We start from the raw sequence: 21,627 nt of genomic DNA on the forward strand, positions 1-21,627 counted from the left end.
TTGTCAACTCTCAAAATTCATTGAGTAAATATAATTATAACTAAATTTTACTTAAATTTTACTTTTGCGAATATTAGAAGACAATTCCTTATAAAGTTCTCTCAACGAGGACTTTAATTGATGTAATTCTTTTATAGTTACATTTTTTTTTCCAATTTTAACACTCACTATAGAAGACTTGATTTCTAATATTTTTTTTCTTATAGATTTTATATCTGTATTCATGTTAATATTCTTTTGAATGTTATTATATTTTTTTATTCAAAATTGTTTTTAACAAATTTAAATTTTTTTATTGGTAGTTTGTAGGCAACTTTGCTAAAAATTTCTCTTGCTGTTTTTTCATCAACACCATACATCTCAAATATTATTGTTCCTGGTTTTACTTTAGTTCCATAATATTCAACAGCGCTAGCACCTCCACCCATTCTTGTTCCAACGGGTTTTTTAGTGTATGGAGTATCAGTAGAACATCTAGACCATACTTCTCCAGATCTTGATGTACCACGTCTAATAAGACGTCTACAAGCTTCTTTTTGTTTTTCTGTTAATATAAAAGGTTCTTGAACTTTCAGTCCAAAATCACCGAATGCAAGCTTATTGCATTGATAATTATATCCTTTTATTCTTCCTCTATGAACTTTTTTTCTTTGTTTAGATGACATCTTTTAAATCATTTTTAAATGTTTTTCTATATATATAAACTTTCACTCCAACAGAACCATATATAGTTTCAGCAGTTGCAGCGCCTAAATCAATATTTGCACTTAAAGTCTGAAGAGGAATCTGTCCTTCTTTTACTTTTTCCTCTCTTGCTATTTCAGCACCATTTATGCGACCATTAACAATAATTTTTACCCCAATTATGTTAGTTATGCTAATATCGCCATTTCTAGTTGAAAGTTGCATAACAGATTGAGAAGCTGAACGTATTACAGATTTTACAGAAATTCTTTTTTCTATTTGAAGTGCAATTCTTTTTGCAACAATATATGCGCTGATTTCATTACTTCCAATTTCAATAACGCTAACAACAATATCCTTGCTATATTTTAATTTAAAATATTTTTTTATTTTATCTATTCCACTTCCAGACTCACTATTTTTTGTTTTACTATAGGCGTTAATAATATGTGTAGGATATGAACAACTTATTACAACTCTTACCTTATTATCATTACCACTTCTAAGTATCTGAATTTCATCTATAATAGCTTTTTTAAAAGATTCTGTTATAAATTGTCTTAAATAGTAATCTTCTTGTAAAAAAGAAGAGTATATAACAGCTTTATTTGCATACCAAGAACTCAATCTTTTAGAGCCTCTGAACAAAGCTGGATGAACTTTATTCCCCATATTTAATATATAATTTCATTACTTACAATTAATTCTTACACTTTATTTTCAATATAATCAAGTCCAATTTTTATAATTGAATATTTTTTATTCATTTTTCCAGTTCTTCCCCTTCCTTTTATTAAAATTCTTTTTAATTTTCTTTTTTGATTTACGATAATTTGGGAAATTTTTAACATAGATATATCTTTATACCCATAGTTGTTTTCCGCATTAGAGATAGCAGATGATATGGTTTTGATAATATCATTAGATTCTTTTTTCTTAGAAAACTTGAGTTTTAAAATAGCGTTTTGAACTGTTAACCCTCTTATCAAATCGCAAGTAAATTTTAACTTTTTAGCACTTTTTTTTATTAATGGACTACTACAAAGCATTAATTTTTTTTTTGTATCTGTCATTTTAAGAATTTTAAAAATAATATAAGAATTTAAAAAAGAATAATATAATTAGTTACAATAAAACAAAATAATAGTATTTTTGAATATAATAGCAATATTATTTTCTATTTGAACCATGTCCATTGAAAGTTCTTGTTGGAGAAAACTCCCCGAATTTCCTTCCAACCATAAGTTCTGTTACATGAACTGGGATCATTTTTTTTCCATTATAAACATCAAATGTAATTCCTACAAATTCAGGTATTATTACAGAAGCTCTCTGATAAACACGAATCCCACCTCTACGCTTTTCATCTTTATGTTTTTTTACTTTCTTTAAGAGATTTATATTAATAAATTTCAGTCTTCTTTTGTTAACTTTTTTTTCCATACTTTTCTCTTATTTTTTATCTTCAAAATTAAGTTAATTTTTTTAATTATTTATTTTTTACGACTTCTTTTTACAACAACCATGCTAAAATCTCTATTTCTGCGTGTTTTTTTACCTTTAGCTTTTTGACCCCAAGGAGAGCAAGGATGTCTACCACCTGATGTTTTACCTTCACCACCACCATGAGGATGGTCAATTGGATTCATTGCAACACCTCTAACTTTAGGTCTGATACCTCTTAGCCTGCTTGCACCTGCTTTAGCTAAAACAATATTTTGATGATTAGAGTTCGAGACAGTACCAAGATAAGCTCTACAATCCATATTAATTTTTCTAACTTCACCAGATTTTAGTTTTATTAAGCAATAATTGCCTTCTTTTGCCATTAATGTTGCAAAACAACCAGCTGACCTTATTAACTGAGCTCCTTTTTGTGGTCTTAATTCTATATTATAAATTGTGCTTCCTGTTGGAATATGCTTTAAAAGCAAAGAACATCCTGGAGCAATTCTTTGACCTTCGCCAGATACATGTGTTATTTTATCTCCAACTTTGATATTCTGACAAGAGATTTCATATCTTAAAACGCCACTTTTTACATATTGTATTAACATTATGTATGCTGAACGATTTGGATCATATTCAATTCTAGTTACAACTGCTTCTTCATTTAACTCATAAGGTTTAAAATCAATAATCCTATACTTTTTTTTATGACCTCCTCCTATTGATCTCACAGTGATTTTACCTCTAGATCTGCCTCCTGTTTTTTTAAGTCCGTATGATAAGGATTTTAAAGGTGGTCCTTGCCAAAGATCTTTTCTACATATTGAAACTTTTCCTCTAGTAGAAGAAGTAATAGGGTTTGTTTGTTTTAACATGATTTATTTTTTTTATAAAATACAAGTAATATAAATATAATTCTTAATAAAATAATTAATATTTAATAATATAATAAAAAGTATTAGTTTTGTGGAAGTAATTCAATTTCATCAGAGAAACCAGAAATATTTTCAAATTTTACAACTGCTTTTTTACGACTACTCCTGAATCCTATTTTCCCATTAAAAACTTTTTTCTTAGCAGGAATATTAACAATATTAACAGTTATAACATTCATTCCCATTAATTTAAAGTATCTTTTAATATGATGTTTCGTCATTTTTTTATCAACTATAAAAGATCTGAACAAACTAGTATCACCACCAGCAGTTGATTTTTGAGTAATATGGACTTTTTTTATAAAAAATTGAGAAAAATCTTCCATAAATAAAATAAAATAAAAAACAAAAATTAAAAAAATAAAAAATCAGAAAGATTTTAATGTATGTACTAAATCAGAAAATGACGTCTTATCAAAAATAAGTACATCTGGTTTCATAATAGTAATAATATTAATATTTTCTATTGAAGCACATGAAACATATTTAATGTTTCTTGCATATCTAAAGTAATTTTCTGCACCACAAAAAATAGTTTTCTTAGCAAATTTTGGAAATGAATCTTTTAATATCACTTTATGAAATCCATTTAAGAGACTGGCAAATTCACCTGTTTTTTTTATCCCTGCAAATACATCATTGTTAAAAATAAAAATTCTATTTGAAAGTATTTTCTGATAAAACGCTGATTTTAAAGCTATTTTTTTTACTTTTTTATTTATTTTAATTTCATATTTAACATTAGCATTAGGACCATGTACTTTATGCCCTTTTCTTAAACCTGCTGCTTTACGACTTCCACGTCTAGCTTGTCCTCTTCCTTTTTGTGGAGTTATTTTCTTAGTAGAAAAACTCATGTCTTTTCTTAATATAATACCCCTATTTGGAATCCTATGAGCATTAATATAATATCTATATGCCAAATGCATTATATCAAGTCTTACGTTAATATTGCCATCAAAGGGATCATGTATCTCCTCTATTTTATTAAACTCTTTGTTATAAACAGAAAGAGTTTTACAAACATTCTCTATATTTTTCATAATAAAACTTAATTTTTTCTAAATTTTTATGTGTAAAAGTATTATGATATTTTTTTTAGAATTTTTTACTTTTTTTTAATTAAAATCTAATTAATTAGAGTCAAATTCTTAAAAAAGACATATTCCATCCAAAAGGTAAAAAATGCTTAGAAGGATAAATTTTTATAACTTTTCCTTTAGGTCCTGGAATTGAACCACTAATAGCAATAAGACGAGATTCACAATCAACATCAACAATTTTGAGATTTTTTATAGTAACTAATTTATTACCATCTTTTCCTGCCATTTTTTTGTTTTTAAAAACTTTTCCTGGATCTTGTCTTTGTCCTGTAGAACCATGAGCTCTTTTGACACGAGATGCATTATTACTATCATTTCCCTTAAAACCATGTCTTTTTATAACTCCACAAAATTGTTTTCCAAGAGAGATAGCTTGAACATCTACAATGGAATCTTCCTTAAATGAAGAAATATCAAGCACTTTATTTAAAAACTTGTGATTGATATCATTAATATCAGAAGTATCAAGCGTATTAATCTTACATTCATATCTTTTTATATATAAAAGAGATCCTATTCTTTCTAGTTCAACTCTTTGTGGTTTGTTTATCTTAGAAGGATTTTTTGCTTTTATACATCCAAGAAGAAATTTAGTACCATTTCTAAAACCAATTATAGCATTATCACTTATTTCAACCAAAGTGACACAAACACTTTGACCATTTTTAAATAACCTAGTCATACCACGTTTTACGCCTAAAACTGGTCCTAGTATATTAGCTGATACAGTATCATTCATTTTTTTTAATTAAATAATATTATTAACTATTAGTATTTTCCTCACCTACGAGTTTAATGTATACTTCAATACCATGGGGTAATTCCATACGCATCAAAGAAGACATACTACCAGCATCTGGTCGTATCCATAAAACCCTCTTATGTTTTCTTAGCTCATATCTTTCCTTCGAATAACCATAAGCATGAGTTGCTTTATTAATAACAAATCTTTTAATTTTGGTTGGCATTGGCACAACAGAATTTAGACCATCTCCAACTATTTCAACAATCCCAGCAACAGCTTTGTCTAAAAGACGATGATCGTATGATTTTAATTCTAATCTAATAACTTGACTCATTATCTATTATTTTTTTTATAAATTAAAAATATTTTCTATTAGAATTAAAATTATTAGCTGATAATTTTAGTAACTATACCGTTAGCAACAGTTTTACCTCCTTCTCTTACAGCAAATCTTAAACTTTCGTTCACAACAACCGGAGATATGAGCTTAACTGTAACTTCAGCATTTTCACCAGGCATTACAGCAAGTTGATCCTGTTTTAGTTGAATAGCACCAGTAACATCAGTTGTTCTAATAAAAAATTGAGGGCGATAATTTGATTCAAAAGGAGTATGTCTACCACCTTCTTCTTTTGATAAAACATAGATTTCTGCTGCAAACTCAGTATGAGATTTAACTGATCCAACTTTTGCTAAACCTTGACCACGACAAACATCATCTTTAGAAACTCCTCTGAGTAAAATCCCAACATTATGACCTGCTTCTCCTTTTTCGAGAGATTTTCTAAACATTTCAACACCTGTACAAGTAGTTTGTATTTTTTTATCAAACCCTATGATTTCAACTGAATCACCAACTTTTATTACTCCAGATTCAATACGACCAGTAACAACTGTTCCACGGCCACCTATTGTGAATACGTCTTCTATAGGCATATAAAAATCTCCATCTATTTTACGTGGAGGAACAGGCATTTCATCAAGATGCTGTACAAGTTTGATTATACTATCCTTACCTAATTTATCATTAGAGCCATCAAGAGCACATGTTGCAGATCCAACAACAAAAGGCGTATTATCACCATCATAGCCATTCAAAGAGAGGAGTTCCCTCACTTCCATTTCTACTAAGCTAATCAGCTCCTCATCATCAACAACATCAGCTTTGTTTAAATAAACAACAAAATTTTTTATACCAACTTGCCTTGATAAAAGAACATGCTCTTTAGTTTGTGGCATTGGACCATCTGTTACACTAACAACAAGTATAGCACCATCCATTTGAGCTGCTCCTGTTATCATATTTTTAATATAATCTTTATGTCCAGGACAATCAACATGGCTATAATGTCTGGTTTCACTCTCATATTCAACATGAGCAGTGGATATTGTGATTCCACGCTCTCTTTCTTCTCTTGATTTATCTATGTTAGAATAATCTATAAATTTATTAGCAGAACTCATAGCTGCCATAACTTTAGTTATAGCGGCTGTTAGTGTTGTTTTACCATGATCAACATGTCCTATAGTTCCGACATTCATATGCAATTTTGCTCCAGAACTCATATAAAAATATAAACAAATAAAATTAATTAAATGAAAACAATCTCAATTACTTTTCTATATTATTTTTAGCAACAAAGCAACATATATTTTTGATTATATTGTCAAGCAATGTTTTTAATTAATATTTTTTCTTAAAATCTTTTTAATTAATTTATTTTTTTATTATATTTATTAATATCAAATATAATATTTGATATATACTTATCATTATTTATTTTTTTCTATTATAATATCAGCAATTTGTTGTGGTACTTGGTTATAACTATTGAATATCATTGTGTATTGTGCTCTACCTTGAGTCATAGAACGTAATGATTTTACATAACCAAACATTCTTTCTAGTGGAACTTTTGCATTTACTACTTGAGCATTACCACGAGGTTCCATATGCTCTATTTGACCGCGAAGACTATTAATGTGCCCTATAACATCACCTATATAATCTTCTGGGGTAACAACTTCAACAGACATTATAGGTTCCAGTATTTTTGCTCCTGCACGAGCTGTACCTTCTCTATATGCTGCTTTTGCTGCTATTTCAAAAGCTAAAGCACTTGAATCAACATCATGATAAGCGCCGTCAATAAGAGTTGCCTTAAAATCTATCATTGGATAACCAGCGAGAGGACCACTTTTTGAAGCTTCTATAATTCCTTTTTCAATTGCTGGAATATATTCTTTCGGGATATTTCCACCAATAACCTTATTGATAAACTTAAAGCCACTTTCTTCATTTTGTTCAAATAAAATTTTAACTTTAGCAAATTGACCTGCACCACCTGTTTGTTTTTTATGTGTGTAATCTATTTCATATGCTTTTGTTATAGTTTCACGATAAGCAACCATTGGTTCTCCAACATTAGCTTCAACTTTAAATTCTCGGTATAATCTATCTACTATAATTTCAAGATGTAGTTCACCCATTCCAGCAATAATAACTTGTCCACTTTCTTCATTTGTTTTAACTTTTAAAGAAGGATCTTCAGCAATTAAGCGAGATATAGCTAATCCCATTTTTTCTTGATCACCTTTAGTCTTCGGTTCAATTGACATTTCAATCACAGGTTCTGGAAATTCCATTTTTTCTAACAGAATTGCTGGACTATTTTCATCTTGAAGTGTATCTCCAGTTATAGTATTTTTAAGACCAGCTACGGCAACTATATCACCTGCATAAGCTTCTTTTATATCTTCCCTATTATTGGCATTCATAAGTAATAATCTACCTATTCTCTCACGTGATCCCTTACTTGAATTCAAAACTGATGTTCCAGACTTTAGCGTTCCTCTATAAACACGAATAAAAGTTAATGATCCTACAAAGGGATCATTCATTACTTTAAATGCTAATCCTACAAATTTATCATTAGGATCTGATTTAATAATCACATGTTTTTCTTCTTTTCTACTTATATCAAGTGCAGGTGCTGGTTCTATATCTAATGGACTTGGTAAATAATCTATAACTGCATCAAGCATAGGTTGTACACCCTTATTCTTAAAAGCACTACCACACATTACAGGAAATAATTTTCCTTTTATAACACCTAGACGAATACACTTCTTTATATCATCTGTTATAATCTCAGATCCATCAAGATAAGACATTGCAACATTATCATCAAATTCAACAATTGAATCTAGCATTTTTTCTCTAGCATTTTTAGCATCTTCAATGAGATTATCTGGTATATCTATCACTGAGTAATTTGCTCCTAAATCGTCTCCACTCCATGTAACAGCTTTCATTTCTACTAAATCTACTATCCCTTTGAATGTATCTTCAGATCCAATAGGAATCTGGATAGCTACAGCATTAGCACCTAATCTACTTTTAAGCATATCAATACATTTCTGGAAGTTAGCACCTATTCTATCCATTTTATTAACAAAACATAATCTAGGAACTTTATATTTATCAGCTTGACGCCAGACAGTTTCCGATTGTGGTTCTACACCTGCTACTCCATCAAATACAGCAACTGCTCCATCTAAAATCCGCATAGATCGTTCAACTTCTATTGTAAAATCAACATGTCCTGGTGTATCAATGATATTAATTGTATGATTTTTCCAGGCACAAGTTGTTGCAGCAGATGTAATAGTGATTCCACGTTCTTGCTCTTGTTCCATCCAATCCATAGTTGCTGATCCATCATGAACTTCTCCTATTTTATGACTTTTTCCAGTATAATAGAGAATTCTTTCAGTTGTAGTAGTTTTTCCTGCATCAATATGAGCACATATTCCAATATTTCTTTTTTTTGCTAATAAAGTTATTTCAGACATAAATGTAATATTTTATTTTTTATTTATATGTAATTTTTATATTTAATGATTTTTTAATATAATTTATATAATATATATTTATATTGTTAATTATTAATAATGTATACTATATATTATTATTATATGTATGATTATTGATTTTCTCAAGATAGATTTTTAAAAATCTAAATAAGCGCTTAAATTAAAGACTATTCATTATTAAAAAATATATTAAGCTATCTTAGTAATAATAATATTTTCTGTATTTATATGAAATAGTTAAATAAATTTAATAAAGCATAGATATTAAACTATAAAATAATATTTTTGAAAAAAATATTTAAATTCTTCAACTAATTTTGAATATTTCATATTTAGCATATTTTTTCTTGCTATGAAAACTATATAACAAGTATTAGAAAAGTTATTATAATTAATTTCATGATTTAATTTATCTATTACAATAAATCCATTTTTACAAAAAATATCTCTATAAATACTTCTAATAAGACGTTTACATCGATTTCTTATAACAGATTTCCCAACTTTTTTACTAGCTATTATTCCTATTTTTACACATTTTGGAATATTTTTATTGTGTAAAAATTGGTTATTTGTATAAGATAAATTTTGAATATTTTGTGAATCTATATTTATAAAATTATATTCATTAATAATATTTTCTTTTTTTATATAAAAGAAACCAATAAAAGAAGAAAATATTCTTTTTTTACCCTTTTGCATTGTTTCATGAAATTCACTACTTTTATATATTTTTTGCCAAAAATTCACAAAATTACTATAAACTATAAAAAATATTAAATAATAAAAAATCTAATAATTTTAGGTGAATTTAAATTTTATGCAAAAAGTTAAAATTAATTAACACAAAAATATAATTTAAATTTTTTAAGTTGATAGTACTTTACGACCACGTGCTCTTCTATTACGAATTATTGTCCGTCCACCTGGTGTAGAAATACGAGAACGAAATCCATGACGTCTTTTTCTTACTATTTTACTTGGTTGATAAGTTCTTTTAGTTGACATATTTGAGTTATCTTATAAAAGTTTATTTAAATTTTTTTTATTTAATTATTAATTTTAAGAATTGTCTTTATGATATAATTTACAAATAATAAAAAGATATGTTATAAATTATTAATGAATATATATTTCTGTTATGTTAAATTGTATTAAATTTTATTTTTTTATATAAATAAAAGTTTTCTTTACAACTTATAAAAAATTAAGCAATAAGCATTGCATTAATAATATGCAGAAAATTTTAAACATGTAAATCATTTTTTATAGTATATTAAAATATAAAGAATTATCCAACTAATGTTTAATATTCTTAATTTTTATATATAAAATTTTTATATTTTAAATTAATAATAATACTTATATAATATAAATTTAGTATATTATAATACTAATATCAATAAATATGGATATTAATAAAATTTTTTATAATAAAAATTTAAAGGATATCTCAAAAATTCTGCATATTAATATTTTTCCAATTTTTAATATAAAAATTGTTAAAAATAGCAATGAATATAAAAATTTAATAGAAGAGTTACCTATGAATTTTAGTGATCTAAATTATCTTAAAGAAAACTTAGAAGACTTAGATAATAAAGATGCTTTTCACCAAGCAAGAAATCTAGCAAATTCTGCTGATTCTGTAGAAAAATTATATAAATATGTAGATAATTTTGATGGTTGCTCATTAAAAAATCAAGCTATTCAAACTGTTTTCTCAGATGGAAACCCAAATAGTGATATTATGTTAATAGGTGAAGCGCCAGGAATGAATGAAGATATTCAGGGGATACCATTTTGTGGTCAAAGTGGGAAGCTATTAGACAATATTTTATTTAGATTTAATTTAAATAGAGAAAAAGTTTATATTTCTAATAGTATTTTTTGGAGACCTCCAAATAATAGACCTCCAACTCTTGACGAGATTATTTTATGTAAACCATTTGTTGAAAAGCATATTTCATTAATTTCTCCTAAAATTATTATATTAGTTGGTAGTACTGCTGCTAAATCAATACTTAATAATAAACAACCATTATCAACATTACGTGGTACTTTTTATAATTATGTAAATCAATATATCAAAGATCCAATTCCAACAGTAGTAATATATCACCCTTCTTATTTATTACGTCAACCAAAGCAGAAAAAACTCATGTTACTTGACATGATGAAAATAATGCAGTTTTATCGGGAAATAATAAAAAATAATTAATAAAGATATAAATATATATAAGTAACTACATACAAATGCCTACATGATGAAATATATAAAAATATATAATAATAGATATATAAAAAAAGTATCAAGTTTAATTATTACATCTATTATTTTATCCGGATGTCAAAATTTAATATATAAAGTTTTTAATGATTCTCCGAACATATTACAGGGAAAACGTTTTGATGTTATTTCAGAAAAAGAAGATCAACCTTTTTTAGTATCTGATATTTCAATCGAAAATTCATCATTTCCAAAATTATCAGTAACCAGATCAATAGAATGGGATAGTAAATATTTATTTCCATTCATTGAAAAACCTCTTATATACGATAATAATCTATATTTTATTGATCATTATGGGGTAATTAACAAATTTTCTATTGAAAACAATAAATTTCTTTGGAAAAATAAAAGTTTATCTTGTCCATATAATATATTTCATAATAACTCTAGAATTTATAAACAAGGAAGATTATTGATTGTTCCTAAAACATTAATTAATAATAAGTCTTCTACTAATAAGGATTTTAAGGAGGGATCTATTGTTGTTGCTACATCTGGGGATAATAATCTAATTGCTTTAGATGCTGAAACAGGAAGTACTATTTGGAATATAAAAATCGGAAATATTGTTAGATCTGATATCTATAATATAGATAATTATCGTATCTTATTATCTACAGCAGATGATGCTATATATATTATTAGTGTTATGGATGGTAAAATTCTTTGGTCAGATATAGGAAAAAGAAGTATTGGATATCCTAAAATTTTTAATATTAATACAATATTTGATTTAAATGATTTATATAATACTACATCTTTGAATCAAAAAAACCATCATATGTTTATGAAATATATGTCAAATGGTGAGATAAAAATATTTTACATACCTCAATTGCATTGTTTTAACTATAAAGATAAAAAATTAAATCAAAAAATTCCATCAATAATTAGTAGTACAACATGCATGGAGAACAATATACCTCAAGAAATTATGAAAATAAATAATAAAAAATTTGCTAATACCAAGTTTTTTATTCAATCAAAACCAATATTTCATACTCTAGTTACTGATTATTCTGATAAAGATAAGAAATCTGATGATTTATTGAAATTAACATTATACACATTAAGTTCTAATGGATCAGTAGTTGCACTTAATTTATCAGAACAAAAAACAATTTGGGCATCGGATTATAAAACTGATACTACGATCTGCAATGATGATTTAAATTTATATCTTTTAAATGATGATAAATCTTCTTTAACAGCAGTTAACAAATTCAATGGTTCTTTATTATGGAGTATAAATATAAAACCATTATTAAAATCTGATGGTATTATCAATAGTACATTTATTGGTAAAAAATATTGGCTTAAAGGTCCTATGATTTTTTTAGATTATATTCTACTTATAGAAGGAAATAGTGGAGATATGTACATTTTTAATAAAAATAATGGTGCATTAATTCATAAGTACAATTTTGGAAAAAAGTTAATAGGAGCTTATATAATAGATAAAAAAATTATACTCATTAAAAATATAGGAGAAATATCTATAATAGAAAATATAAATTAGAATTTTAAATAAATATTATAAATTTCTATATACTTTCTTTATTATGGAAATAATTATAGCTCAACCAAGGGGATTTTGTGCTGGAGTAATTAGAGCAATTGAAACAGTTGATGAAGCATTAGAAATTTTTCATGAAACAATATATGTTTATCATGAAATTGTTCATAATAAGAGAGTTGTTAATGATTTTATAAAAAAAGGAGTTGTTTTTGTTGATAATATAAATTTAATACCTAAAGGGTCTATTGTTATTTTATCAGCACATGGAGTTGCAAAAAAAATAGAAAGATTAGCAAAAAATCTAGAATTACGTATTATAGATGCCACATGTCCACTTGTTAAAAAAGTTCATCATCAAATTGTTAGATATGAATCTTATAATACTGAGTCTTCGAGATTAATTAATGAAAATTATTCTAAAAATGATAAAATTAGACAAATAATTATTATAGGTCATCATAATCATCCTGAAGTTATAGGAATAATAGGTCAAACTAATCAAAAAGTTATTGTAATTGAAAAGATTGAAGATGTTGATCTTCTTGATTTAGATACCAATCAACCTATATCTTATGTAACACAAACAACACTCAGCATTGATGATACATCTGCAATAATAAATAAGCTTAAATCAAAATTTTTAGATATTAGTGGTCCAGATCTTACGGATATATGCTATGCAACTCAAAATAGACAAGAAGCAGTAAAAACTTTATTAAAAATTGTAGATATGATTATTGTTGTTGGATCTACTAATAGCTCTAATTCCAATAGACTTTATGAGATTGCAAGAAATTATGGAACTCCTTCTTATTTAATTGATGATATTAATCAGATTCAGATAGAATGGTTTGAAGGAATAGGTAAAATAGGAATCACTGCTGGAGCCTCAGCACCTGAAATTTTATTCCAAGAGATAATGAAAAAAATTATATCATTTTTCCCACAATCGAAAATTATTGATTTACCTGGAAAAAAAGAATTTATTGATTTTAAATTGCCTAAAATGACTAATTTATAGAAATATTTATAAAAAGATTATTTTTTACTGTAATTCATAATTATTTGTTGAAATTTATTGATATTAATATTATTAATACTGCTAACAGCTATTATACCATTAAAAAGATTATTTTTTACTGTAATTCGTAATTATTTGTTGAAATTTATTGATATTAATATTATTAATACTGCTAACAGCTATTATACTATTAAAAAGATTATTTTTTACTGTAATTCATAATTATTTGTTGAAATTTATTAATGTTAATATTATTAATACTGCTAACAGCTATTATACCATTAAAAAAATTATTTGTATTAATAGTTTTATTAGTTATTAAATCTATTTTTTGATTAACATCATCAATTATATCAGATAAGTTTGTTATCTTATCAACTTTAGTTAAAATTATAAAAAATTTTACATTATAATATAAAATCCATTCTATCATTTTTTCATCTATTTCTAGTAGACTCCTTCTACTATCAATAAGAAGAAATATCATAAATAATTGTTTTCTCATTTTAAAATAATTAATTATAAGTTCTTGCCAAGAAATAACATCAGTTTTTGAAACCTTCGAATATCCATATCCTGGGAGATCAGCAAATACTATTTTATTATCTATGTTAAATAAATTTATTTGCTTTGTACATCCAGGATTTTTTGATACACGAACTAATTTTTTATTATTAGTTAAAGCATTAATAAGACTAGATTTTCCAACGTTAGATCTTCCCCAGAAAGCAAATTCTATATAATTGCTATTAAAAATCTGCTCATATTTAGAAAATCCCGCTAAAAAAGTTGCTTTATGAAAATTAATCATTTTAATAAATTGATTATATATTTTATTATTTAGAATTATTCTTTATTTTATATGTATAAATAGCTATATAACTATATTTTATTATAAATAATTAATATTATTTATTTTTTTATTAGTAATTTAGCATATTTATTTATATCTCCAGCTCCAGTACATACAATAATATCATTAGGTTCAATTACTTTTTCTATATTTATTAGAAATTTTTTTTCTTCAAGAAAAAAGACATTTTTTCTTAATTTTTTTTCTAATATTTCATTAACTAATAAAATACTAGCTTTTTTATTATTTATTCTATTATTATTTATGAAATATTCATATGGATTTTCTCCAGCTTCAAAAATAGGCATAATAAAAATAATATCTACTGTATTAAGTGATATAATACATTCAATAAATTTTTCATAACATTGAGAAAATCTAGAATAGCGATGTGGCTGAATTATTAGTATAATTCGACCCATTCCTTGATTATGATATTTTTTCCATGTGTCTGTAATTTCAACAACAGATTTAATTTCAGTTGGATGATGAGCATAATCCTCAAAAATACTAATATTCTTACTAGTCATATTATATAAATGTCCTAAGAATGTAAAACGACGTTTCACACCGGAAAATCGAGATAATCCATTAAAAATTTCATTTGTCTCCAAACCTGATAGAGACCCTGCTATAATTGCAGCTGTAGCATTTTCTATATTATGTAATCCATAACATGGTATAAAAAAATTAGAATTGTTTAATTTTATGATATCATTTATTTTATTTTCTTTAGATAAATCAAATTCTGAAAGAAGATTATTATTTATACTAAGCTCAAAAAAAATACCTTTATTGCTAGTACTATATTTTTTTATTATAACATCATTATAATCATTAAAGCCATAAGTAATAATTTTTTCAAATGAATTTTTATTAATTCTTTTTTCTTCTAATAAAGATTGTATTTTAATAAAGTATTTATCATCTCCAAATACTATTAGATGGTATCTATCATTTATCAATGAAATTATAAAATCAATAAATGTTTTTATGAAATTCTCAGTATTTCCATAATAATCTATATGTTCTTCTTCTATATTTGTAATAATATTTATATTTCCCTTTAAAATAAGAAAACTTCCATCTGATTCATCAGATTCTAATATTAGTAATTTATTACTTCCATTAATTAAATTACAATTAGTACTATTCATGATACCACCATTAACAACTGTAGGATTGAAGATTGATAGAACTGAAGCAACCATAGCTGTTGTTGTTGTTTTCCCGTGAGTGCCTGTTATACTAATTGTATTAATAAATGTTGTTTTTATTGCAGCAAGAGCTTCTGCACGTGATATAATTTTTATATTATTATTTTTTGCTTTGATTAATTCTATATTATCTTCTTTTATAGCAGAACTTACTATAACCAATTCAGTATCATTGTCTATATTGGAATCATTATGAGGTATAAATACATTAATTCCATATTTTTCAAGGATTTCTGTAATATAATTCTTTTCTTTGTCACTACCTTGTACATTTAGATTTCTACTTGAATATAACATAGCTAATGCACTTACTCCAATTCCGCATATTCCAAGCATATGAATTTTTTTGCTTGAATTTATTAGAGACCATAAGTGTGAGAAATTTATCATTTTTAAATATTAATTATAATATTTAATTAACATAAATTTTAAAAGAATTATTTTTTAAGACGATTTATTAATTTAATTCTGATAATTATTTACTCTTTTATTAGCATAATTAGTCCACTTACTTTGTGGATATTGATTTTGTAATTTATGAAAATTTTTTACTGCTTCTTTATGTAATCTTAGAGATTCATAAATTTCTATAGTGCGATACATCGCTTCAGGAGCAACTACACTATTATTATAATTATCATTTACATATTGAAATCTTTTTAACGCAGCTATAATATCATTGTTTTTTTGATAAAAACGACCAATATTCATCTCTTTACTTGCAAGTATATCTTGAATATATAAAACAATTTCTTTTAATTCTTGAGAATATTCAGAATTAGGATAATTAATAATCAAATTTTTTATTTTATTTATAGATTTTACAGTATTACTTTGATCTCTTTGAACATCGGAAATTTGCATACAAAGTGTCATTGCTAAAAGATAATGCATATAATCACAATATGAACTAGATGGATAATTTTCCAAAAAATTCTCTACAGTTATTTCTGCATCATCAAATTTAGAATTAATATAATATAAATATGCTTTAAGAACTATTGATCTCTCATTGTAAATTGAAGAAGGATAATATGTCTCTATATTATCAAAAACTTTTATAGCTTTTTTATGATCAGAAAACATTATCTTTTTTCCTTCTGAAAAAAGCTCATAATCACTTTGCGATATAGTATCTGGGATTATTTTTTCATTATTACTACAGGAACTAAGAAATATTATAGAAAAATATATTGCTAAATTTTTTACTATCTTTTTTTTATATGACATTGTTTTAATACAGACAAATAAAGAATTAAAGAATATTTTTAATATTCTAAATATCAATAAGAAATTAACATATTAATAGTCTGTATTTTTTTTTCAATATAAATATTAAATATATAAATTTAAATAAGTGAGGTGTTCTTAAAATTGCATCCGGTGATTTTGGATTGAAAGTTCAAGAACCTTTTATATTAACAGAAAAACAAAAAGAAGCTTGTAAACGTCTTATTAGACGTAGTACATCAAGATCTGCGGAAGTATGGTTCTTCTAGATGTTCTACTGATACTCAATACACAACTCAATACACAGAAATATAAAAATAACGTTATATTAATTTATTTTTCTTTATTATCATTATTTTTTGAATTTTGATATTCAAATTCTTTTGATAAGGCAACAACAGCGAAAAACCAAATTACCATAATAACCAGAAATATTACAAACATTCCTGGAGTTAAGCTTAATAGATCAGATCCAACTATAAGCATTAATGAAATTTGTTGTATAAATGCTCCGCTTGATTTTCCTAAACGAGCCCCTACGACATCAGCAGCAGCCTTTCCTTTAGTTTTTAGATCAGGATCTAGTGGAATATATGCCATTTCTTTAGTAGGATCAAAGAATGCGTATTTAACTCCTTTACTAAAAACATTTTGTACTCCACCACTAAATACTGCTATATATAAAGCTGTAAAACCCATTGCTGATAAGAATGGAGTCATTTGTGTTTGAAATATCATAAAGATGAAAAATACACTTCCAGTAACGAAAATAATTATTGGAGTGAATAAAGCTGCGTATTTCCATGATATTACACGTAATAAATAAGTACCAGAAAGCATCGCTATAGCTGATATAATACCGGTCCATATTTGAACGCTACCCATATAACTACCGTAAGAATTTCCATCAGGAAATTGCATATTCATTGATTTTTTCCAAATCCCTTCTACAAGATTAATTGATGTTCCATAACATAGAAGAAGTAATGTAATTAAAAGTATAGACTTAGATGAAGCTATATATTTTAAGCTTTCAATAAAGCCCATTTTAATTTTCTTTTTCCCTGTATCTTTTTTTGCAGTGTCATTTATAACATCAGCTCCAACTATACGTTGTAAATTCCATAAGCAATATGATAAACCTATTCCTGCAAATAAAATGGAAAGTGTAATATAATTTAATGTTTTATCCCAGCTTCCTGAAGCTACATTAGCATCTGAGAAGAATTTCCCTAATTGTCCAGCTAATATTAATCCAGCTTGAGCAACAAATCCAAATAATGGATAAAATCTTTTTGCTTCATTAAGAGAAGTTATTTGGTTTGCCATTTGCCAAAAAAGAAGGGATAACATAATACTACCCCATAACTCAGACAATATATAAAATAAAGAGAAAGACCAGCCTCCAATCATTGTTAAGAAATATTTTAAAAAAGGCAATGATTTCTGCAAATTAGAAACATCAAAGTGAATACTGGTATAATTTGGATAAAGAAATAATGCAAAAATGCAAAAAAATCCTATAAAAAACCAGTTTATAACATGAAAAAGTGCTATTCTACTCATCATATCCACTATTTTAGCATAGATTAGCATAAATATAACTGCAGAAGGTAAAACACCATAAAGTTTAATTGCACTTAGCAATTCAGCACCCATATGTGAAATAACAAGGGAATCTTTAGAAGCTCTCAATATACTGTATACATATACAACTATGAGCATCATCATAGCAGTGTATATAAATTTGGGAAATTCTTGTTTTTCTATTGGAATTAACTTTTTTATTTTACTTTCACTTTTATTTTCCATAAAATTTTAATTATTGTATTAATAATTAGAAATTCTTATTATATAGCGAACAGCTATATTTTATACAAATTAAAAAAATAATAAATAATTTTTATTTTATTATTTTAAGTTGTAAATAAGATTCTAAACTAAATCTTTTATTTGTATATCACATAATAATTAAAAATCAAAATTAATTAATTTTGAAGTTAATTATTAATTAATAGGATTATTTTATATGAATAATATTATCTTCTTCTATTAAAATTTTTATATATGGAAAATGAATATTAGAATTTTTATAGAATGGATAAATACATATTGTGGAAATAAATGATGTAAGAATTATAATAGTATAAAAATATTCTTTGATAGTTTGTTTTAATGGCAATATCATAAGAAAAGTAAAAATACTTATATTAAGTAATAAATAAATTATAGATTGTATTGTTTCATCACCTCCCTTCATTCTACCACTAAGAAGACATAAACTTACTAATGCAATAATAATTGTACTAAGAGAGAAAAAAGTAAAAGAATAGTATTGGTTACTCTGATTAATTAATATGTATAAAAGGTATAAAAGAAATGGGAATAGTAAAAAAATGCTACACTTACTTATTAAAGTGAAAATTCTTGCTTGAATTACATCACATCTCATATGCATATTTCCTATTTGACATGAGCTCCAAAACACATCAGACATTGCTAAAATCCTAGATATAATACCAATCCAAAATTCACTTAATGGTATGTAAAAATTCTCTTTTTTTATAATAAATCCTATAATAGATTTATGGCTACTAGGAATTAAGGAAAACCCATAACAAGCCCATGCAAATAAAAGAAATAATATTAATGCGAAAATAAACATAAACCAACATTTACTATTTTTAACTTCTTGTTTTGAAGATAAAAAGTGAGAGTGAAAATTTTTATTATCATAATTTTTATCTTCACTACTTAAGTTAGTAAACATTGATTTTAGAAAAAATATATAATTTTGAATCCTTATTTCATTATTTTTCCTTATAAAATTCTGATCTATATAGATTTTTTGATTGATAATAAAAAATCCTCTCATAAGTGAAATACTTATAATTGTAGAAATTGCCAAGAGAAATAAAGACATTATTCCTGCAGAAAAAAAAGATATAACAGCAATTAATGCTAGTATTAATGAATAAGAAAAGTTTTCTATTGATGATATAACATCAGAATATAAGTATATTTTTGTATATTTAATGATTATATAAATAAATATAATATCAATGGTCAAAACAAAATTAACTGAAGAAAAGATACCAGAATTCTCAAGTATAGTAGGATTTATACTATAAAATAAAATAAACAATGAAGATATAAATTGTTTTTTTATTATTTTTTTTATCAAAATTGATAAAATAATACCATTTAATATCCATAAAATATTACTTATGAATCTACTAAAAATTAATCTATTTTGATGAAGAAAAAATTTTTCACCTAACTTTAAATAGATATTGTTATACTCGTATTCTGTAAAATGATTATATAGGTTGGATCTAGATTTTATAATAAAATCTTGCATACCTATTTTATTTTCTATATCTGTAAAATTTCTATTTAAAATCTTTTTATAATAAAGTACTACTTTTTCGCTAAGATTATTTAAAGTTATAGCTATAGCACCAGGAAAAAATTCATTTGGAATAATTAAAGGATTCACGTTAATACATATTTCATATTTATTATCAATATTATCAATGATTTTTTTATCAATTTCACAATTTTTATTAAAAATTTCAGTATATCTTTGTTTGATTTCATTTAACCATACTCTTCCAATCCCTATAGTAATCATTTCTTTATTTGTTGGCATAAATAAATAACTAAGACTTGTTATATGAATAAAAGATATTATAGTGATCATAAAAAATGTTGTTTTTTTATTTAAAATAGTAAATAAAAATTGAACTATAGAATTTAACAAATACACAGAGTAATTTTTTTTTATAAAAAATAAATAATAAGTTATTTTATACTTTACTAAAAAAATTTAATATAAAAATTTAATATGACAAATCTTCAACTAAAGAGTCAAAATCACAAATCTTTTTTATGTCCAAATGATAATATTAAACGTCGTGGCTTAATGTTTGTAATTTCTGCGCCATCTGGAGCAGGGAAAACAACTTTATCAAAAATTCTTCTAGAAACAGATAAGCATATTCATATGTCAGTATCATATACAACTAGACCTATGAGAAGTGAAGAAATAGATGGATTAGATTATCATTTTATTTCAATAGATAAATTTAAACAAATGATTGATAACGATGAATTTATTGAATATGCAAAAGTTTTTGATAATTTATATGGTACACCTAAAAAAGAAGTAGAAAGAAATATTTTATTTGGAGAAGATGTTTTATTTGATATAGATTGGCAAGGACATAGAAATTTAATATCAAGAGCTAGACAAGATGTTGTCAGTGTATTTATATTACCTCCTAGTAAAGAAGATTTGATACATAGAATCACAAAAAGAGGTAAAGATAGTATTGATGTCATTCGTAATCGTATTGAAAGTGCGAATTGGGAAATTTGTCACTGGCATGAATATGATTATATAATTATAAATAGAGATATTGAAGAAAGCTTAACTAAAATACAATCAATATTAAGAGCAGAAAGATTACGTAAAGAAAGAAGAATAGGACTTCCTGATTTTGTGGGAAATCTTATACAACAAGATATAGATCTATTATAAAAATATAAAATTTTTAATTAAACATTAAATTTGAAAAAATATATATATGAATAGATATTATTAGTTATAATAATATCTTAATTTTATTAAACTTATCAAACTTTTAATATTTATTCGCTTCTATAAAATTTTCTCAATTATTATAAAATAATAATTTTA

At 25.1% G+C, this 21,627-nt stretch carries 23 protein-coding genes; 4 read left to right on the forward strand and 19 right to left on the reverse strand.

Features of this window, described 5'->3' with window-relative positions; genetic code table 11:
- Positions 1–51 precede the first annotated feature (51 nt).
- The 14 genes from Lyticum_RS01715 to rpmH all read right to left on the reverse strand — a co-directional run bounded on the left by Lyticum_RS01715 (position 52) and on the right by rpmH (position 9,800).
- Positions 52–225, reverse strand: a complete 174-nt coding sequence (locus Lyticum_RS01715) for a hypothetical protein (RefSeq protein WP_322498601.1) — start codon at positions 223–225, stop codon at positions 52–54.
- A gap of 32 nt (positions 226–257) precedes the next feature.
- Positions 258–665 (reverse strand): 50S ribosomal protein L16, encoded by a 408-nt coding sequence (gene rplP, locus Lyticum_RS01720; RefSeq protein WP_322498602.1) that lies wholly within the window; start codon positions 663–665, stop codon positions 258–260.
- Positions 655–1,356, reverse strand: a complete 702-nt coding sequence (gene rpsC, locus Lyticum_RS01725) for a 30S ribosomal protein S3 (RefSeq protein ID WP_322498603.1) — start codon at positions 1,354–1,356, stop codon at positions 655–657. Before rpsC ends, rplP begins: the two co-directional genes overlap by 11 nt.
- Before the next feature lie 35 nt (positions 1,357–1,391).
- Positions 1,392–1,757: an uL22m family ribosomal protein gene (locus tag Lyticum_RS01730; protein ID WP_322498604.1), complete on the reverse strand. Its 366-nt coding sequence runs from the start codon at positions 1,755–1,757 to the stop codon at positions 1,392–1,394.
- 97 nt (positions 1,758–1,854) lie between these two features.
- Complete coding sequence (rpsS, locus tag Lyticum_RS01735) at positions 1,855–2,127, reverse strand: 30S ribosomal protein S19 (RefSeq protein WP_322498605.1); 273 nt, start codon at positions 2,125–2,127, stop codon at positions 1,855–1,857.
- Between the two features lie 50 nt (positions 2,128–2,177).
- Positions 2,178–3,011, reverse strand: coding sequence for a 50S ribosomal protein L2 (gene rplB, locus Lyticum_RS01740; RefSeq protein ID WP_322498649.1), 834 nt, complete (start codon positions 3,009–3,011; stop codon positions 2,178–2,180).
- Positions 3,012–3,091: 80 nt separating this feature from the next.
- Positions 3,092–3,394, reverse strand: coding sequence for a 50S ribosomal protein L23 (gene rplW / locus Lyticum_RS01745; RefSeq protein ID WP_322498606.1), 303 nt, complete (start codon positions 3,392–3,394; stop codon positions 3,092–3,094).
- Positions 3,395–3,436: 42 nt separating this feature from the next.
- Positions 3,437–4,111 (reverse strand): uL4 family ribosomal protein, encoded by a 675-nt coding sequence (locus Lyticum_RS01750; protein ID WP_322498607.1) that lies wholly within the window; start codon positions 4,109–4,111, stop codon positions 3,437–3,439.
- Positions 4,112–4,211: 100 nt separating this feature from the next.
- Positions 4,212–4,910: a 50S ribosomal protein L3 gene (rplC, locus tag Lyticum_RS01755; protein ID WP_322498608.1), complete on the reverse strand. Its 699-nt coding sequence runs from the start codon at positions 4,908–4,910 to the stop codon at positions 4,212–4,214.
- Positions 4,911–4,932: 22 nt separating this feature from the next.
- Positions 4,933–5,250, reverse strand: a complete 318-nt coding sequence (locus tag Lyticum_RS01760; RefSeq protein ID WP_322498609.1) for a 30S ribosomal protein S10 — start codon at positions 5,248–5,250, stop codon at positions 4,933–4,935.
- A gap of 53 nt (positions 5,251–5,303) precedes the next feature.
- Positions 5,304–6,482: an elongation factor Tu gene (gene tuf / locus Lyticum_RS01765; protein ID WP_322498610.1), complete on the reverse strand. Its 1,179-nt coding sequence runs from the start codon at positions 6,480–6,482 to the stop codon at positions 5,304–5,306.
- A gap of 207 nt (positions 6,483–6,689) precedes the next feature.
- Positions 6,690–8,771, reverse strand: coding sequence for an elongation factor G (gene fusA / locus Lyticum_RS01770; RefSeq protein WP_322498611.1), 2,082 nt, complete (start codon positions 8,769–8,771; stop codon positions 6,690–6,692).
- A gap of 285 nt (positions 8,772–9,056) precedes the next feature.
- Positions 9,057–9,542 carry a ribonuclease P protein component gene (rnpA, locus tag Lyticum_RS01775; RefSeq protein WP_322498612.1) on the reverse strand — a complete coding sequence of 162 codons (486 nt, stop codon included), beginning with the start codon at positions 9,540–9,542 and terminating at the stop codon, positions 9,057–9,059.
- A 117-nt stretch (positions 9,543–9,659) separates the two neighbouring features.
- On the reverse strand, positions 9,660–9,800 hold the full coding sequence (gene rpmH, locus Lyticum_RS01780; protein WP_322498613.1) for a 50S ribosomal protein L34: 141 nt from the start codon (positions 9,798–9,800) through the stop codon (positions 9,660–9,662).
- Positions 9,801–10,200: 400 nt separating this feature from the next.
- Between rpmH and Lyticum_RS01785 the strand changes: the two genes are divergently transcribed.
- Genes Lyticum_RS01785 through ispH form a run of 3 tightly spaced genes read left to right on the forward strand, consistent with a single transcriptional unit; the run spans position 10,201 to position 13,625 of the window.
- On the forward strand, positions 10,201–11,013 hold the full coding sequence (locus Lyticum_RS01785; protein ID WP_322498614.1) for a uracil-DNA glycosylase: 813 nt from the start codon (positions 10,201–10,203) through the stop codon (positions 11,011–11,013).
- Between the two features lie 43 nt (positions 11,014–11,056).
- Positions 11,057–12,604, forward strand: a complete 1,548-nt coding sequence (locus Lyticum_RS01790; RefSeq protein WP_322498615.1) for an outer membrane protein assembly factor BamB family protein — start codon at positions 11,057–11,059, stop codon at positions 12,602–12,604.
- A gap of 43 nt (positions 12,605–12,647) precedes the next feature.
- Complete coding sequence (gene ispH, locus Lyticum_RS01795; RefSeq protein WP_322498616.1) at positions 12,648–13,625, forward strand: 4-hydroxy-3-methylbut-2-enyl diphosphate reductase; 978 nt, start codon at positions 12,648–12,650, stop codon at positions 13,623–13,625.
- 199 nt (positions 13,626–13,824) lie between these two features.
- Here ispH and yihA read toward each other — a convergent pair whose 3' ends face one another.
- The 5 genes from yihA to Lyticum_RS01820 form a co-directional block, all read right to left on the reverse strand.
- On the reverse strand, positions 13,825–14,436 hold the full coding sequence (gene yihA / locus Lyticum_RS01800) for a ribosome biogenesis GTP-binding protein YihA/YsxC (protein WP_322498617.1): 612 nt from the start codon (positions 14,434–14,436) through the stop codon (positions 13,825–13,827).
- A 101-nt stretch (positions 14,437–14,537) separates the two neighbouring features.
- The gene (gene murC, locus Lyticum_RS01805) at positions 14,538–16,085 is read right to left on the reverse strand and encodes a UDP-N-acetylmuramate--L-alanine ligase (protein WP_322498618.1); all 1,548 of its coding nucleotides are present in this window, start codon (positions 16,083–16,085) and stop codon (positions 14,538–14,540) included.
- Positions 16,086–16,157: 72 nt separating this feature from the next.
- Entirely contained in the window at positions 16,158–16,925 is a 768-nt protein-coding gene (locus tag Lyticum_RS01810) for an outer membrane protein assembly factor BamD (RefSeq protein WP_322498619.1), read from the reverse strand.
- 333 nt (positions 16,926–17,258) lie between these two features.
- Positions 17,259–18,737 (reverse strand): Npt1/Npt2 family nucleotide transporter, encoded by a 1,479-nt coding sequence (locus Lyticum_RS01815; RefSeq protein ID WP_322498620.1) that lies wholly within the window; start codon positions 18,735–18,737, stop codon positions 17,259–17,261.
- Positions 18,738–18,945: 208 nt separating this feature from the next.
- Positions 18,946–20,628 carry a hypothetical protein gene (locus Lyticum_RS01820; protein WP_322498621.1) on the reverse strand — a complete coding sequence of 561 codons (1,683 nt, stop codon included), beginning with the start codon at positions 20,626–20,628 and terminating at the stop codon, positions 18,946–18,948.
- A gap of 144 nt (positions 20,629–20,772) precedes the next feature.
- On the opposite strand from Lyticum_RS01820, the gene gmk reads away from it, so the two are divergent.
- A complete protein-coding gene (gene gmk / locus Lyticum_RS01825) occupies positions 20,773–21,468 on the forward strand; it encodes a guanylate kinase (RefSeq protein ID WP_322498622.1) in 696 nt (231 codons plus the stop codon).
- Positions 21,469–21,627: the final 159 nt, after the last annotated feature.

The organism is Lyticum sinuosum, from assembly GCF_034471385.1.
Taxonomy (GTDB): domain Bacteria; phylum Pseudomonadota; class Alphaproteobacteria; order Rickettsiales; family Midichloriaceae; genus Lyticum; species Lyticum sinuosum.

Bases quoted from the DNA above. Each gene is read 5' to 3' on its own strand.
- Lyticum_RS01815 (WP_322498620.1), bottom strand. From the start codon at position 18,737: ATGGAAAATAAAAGTGAAAGTAAAATAAAAAAGTTAATTCCAATAGAA.
- Lyticum_RS01760 (WP_322498609.1), bottom strand. From the start codon at position 5,250: ATGAGTCAAGTTATTAGATTAGAATTAAAATCATACGATCATCGTCTT.
- fusA (WP_322498611.1), bottom strand. From the start codon at position 8,771: ATGTCTGAAATAACTTTATTAGCAAAAAAAAGAAATATTGGAATATGT.
- ispH (WP_322498616.1), top strand. From the start codon at position 12,648: ATGGAAATAATTATAGCTCAACCAAGGGGATTTTGTGCTGGAGTAATT.
- rpsS (WP_322498605.1), bottom strand. From the start codon at position 2,127: ATGGAAAAAAAAGTTAACAAAAGAAGACTGAAATTTATTAATATAAAT.
- Lyticum_RS01730 (WP_322498604.1), bottom strand. From the start codon at position 1,757: ATGACAGATACAAAAAAAAAATTAATGCTTTGTAGTAGTCCATTAATA.
- Lyticum_RS01790 (WP_322498615.1), top strand. From the start codon at position 11,057: ATGATGAAATATATAAAAATATATAATAATAGATATATAAAAAAAGTA.
- tuf (WP_322498610.1), bottom strand. From the start codon at position 6,482: ATGAGTTCTGGAGCAAAATTGCATATGAATGTCGGAACTATAGGACAT.
- Lyticum_RS01810 (WP_322498619.1), bottom strand. From the start codon at position 16,925: ATGTCATATAAAAAAAAGATAGTAAAAAATTTAGCAATATATTTTTCT.
- rpsC (WP_322498603.1), bottom strand. From the start codon at position 1,356: ATGGGGAATAAAGTTCATCCAGCTTTGTTCAGAGGCTCTAAAAGATTG.
- yihA (WP_322498617.1), bottom strand. From the start codon at position 14,436: ATGATTAATTTTCATAAAGCAACTTTTTTAGCGGGATTTTCTAAATAT.
- Lyticum_RS01785 (WP_322498614.1), top strand. From the start codon at position 10,201: ATGGATATTAATAAAATTTTTTATAATAAAAATTTAAAGGATATCTCA.
- rplW (WP_322498606.1), bottom strand. From the start codon at position 3,394: ATGGAAGATTTTTCTCAATTTTTTATAAAAAAAGTCCATATTACTCAA.
- Lyticum_RS01820 (WP_322498621.1), bottom strand. From the start codon at position 20,628: ATGATCACTATAATATCTTTTATTCATATAACAAGTCTTAGTTATTTA.
- murC (WP_322498618.1), bottom strand. From the start codon at position 16,085: ATGATAAATTTCTCACACTTATGGTCTCTAATAAATTCAAGCAAAAAA.
- Lyticum_RS01715 (WP_322498601.1), bottom strand. From the start codon at position 225: ATGAATACAGATATAAAATCTATAAGAAAAAAAATATTAGAAATCAAG.
- gmk (WP_322498622.1), top strand. From the start codon at position 20,773: ATGACAAATCTTCAACTAAAGAGTCAAAATCACAAATCTTTTTTATGT.
- rplC (WP_322498608.1), bottom strand. From the start codon at position 4,910: ATGAATGATACTGTATCAGCTAATATACTAGGACCAGTTTTAGGCGTA.
- rpmH (WP_322498613.1), bottom strand. From the start codon at position 9,800: ATGTCAACTAAAAGAACTTATCAACCAAGTAAAATAGTAAGAAAAAGA.
- Lyticum_RS01750 (WP_322498607.1), bottom strand. From the start codon at position 4,111: ATGAAAAATATAGAGAATGTTTGTAAAACTCTTTCTGTTTATAACAAA.
- rplP (WP_322498602.1), bottom strand. From the start codon at position 665: ATGTCATCTAAACAAAGAAAAAAAGTTCATAGAGGAAGAATAAAAGGA.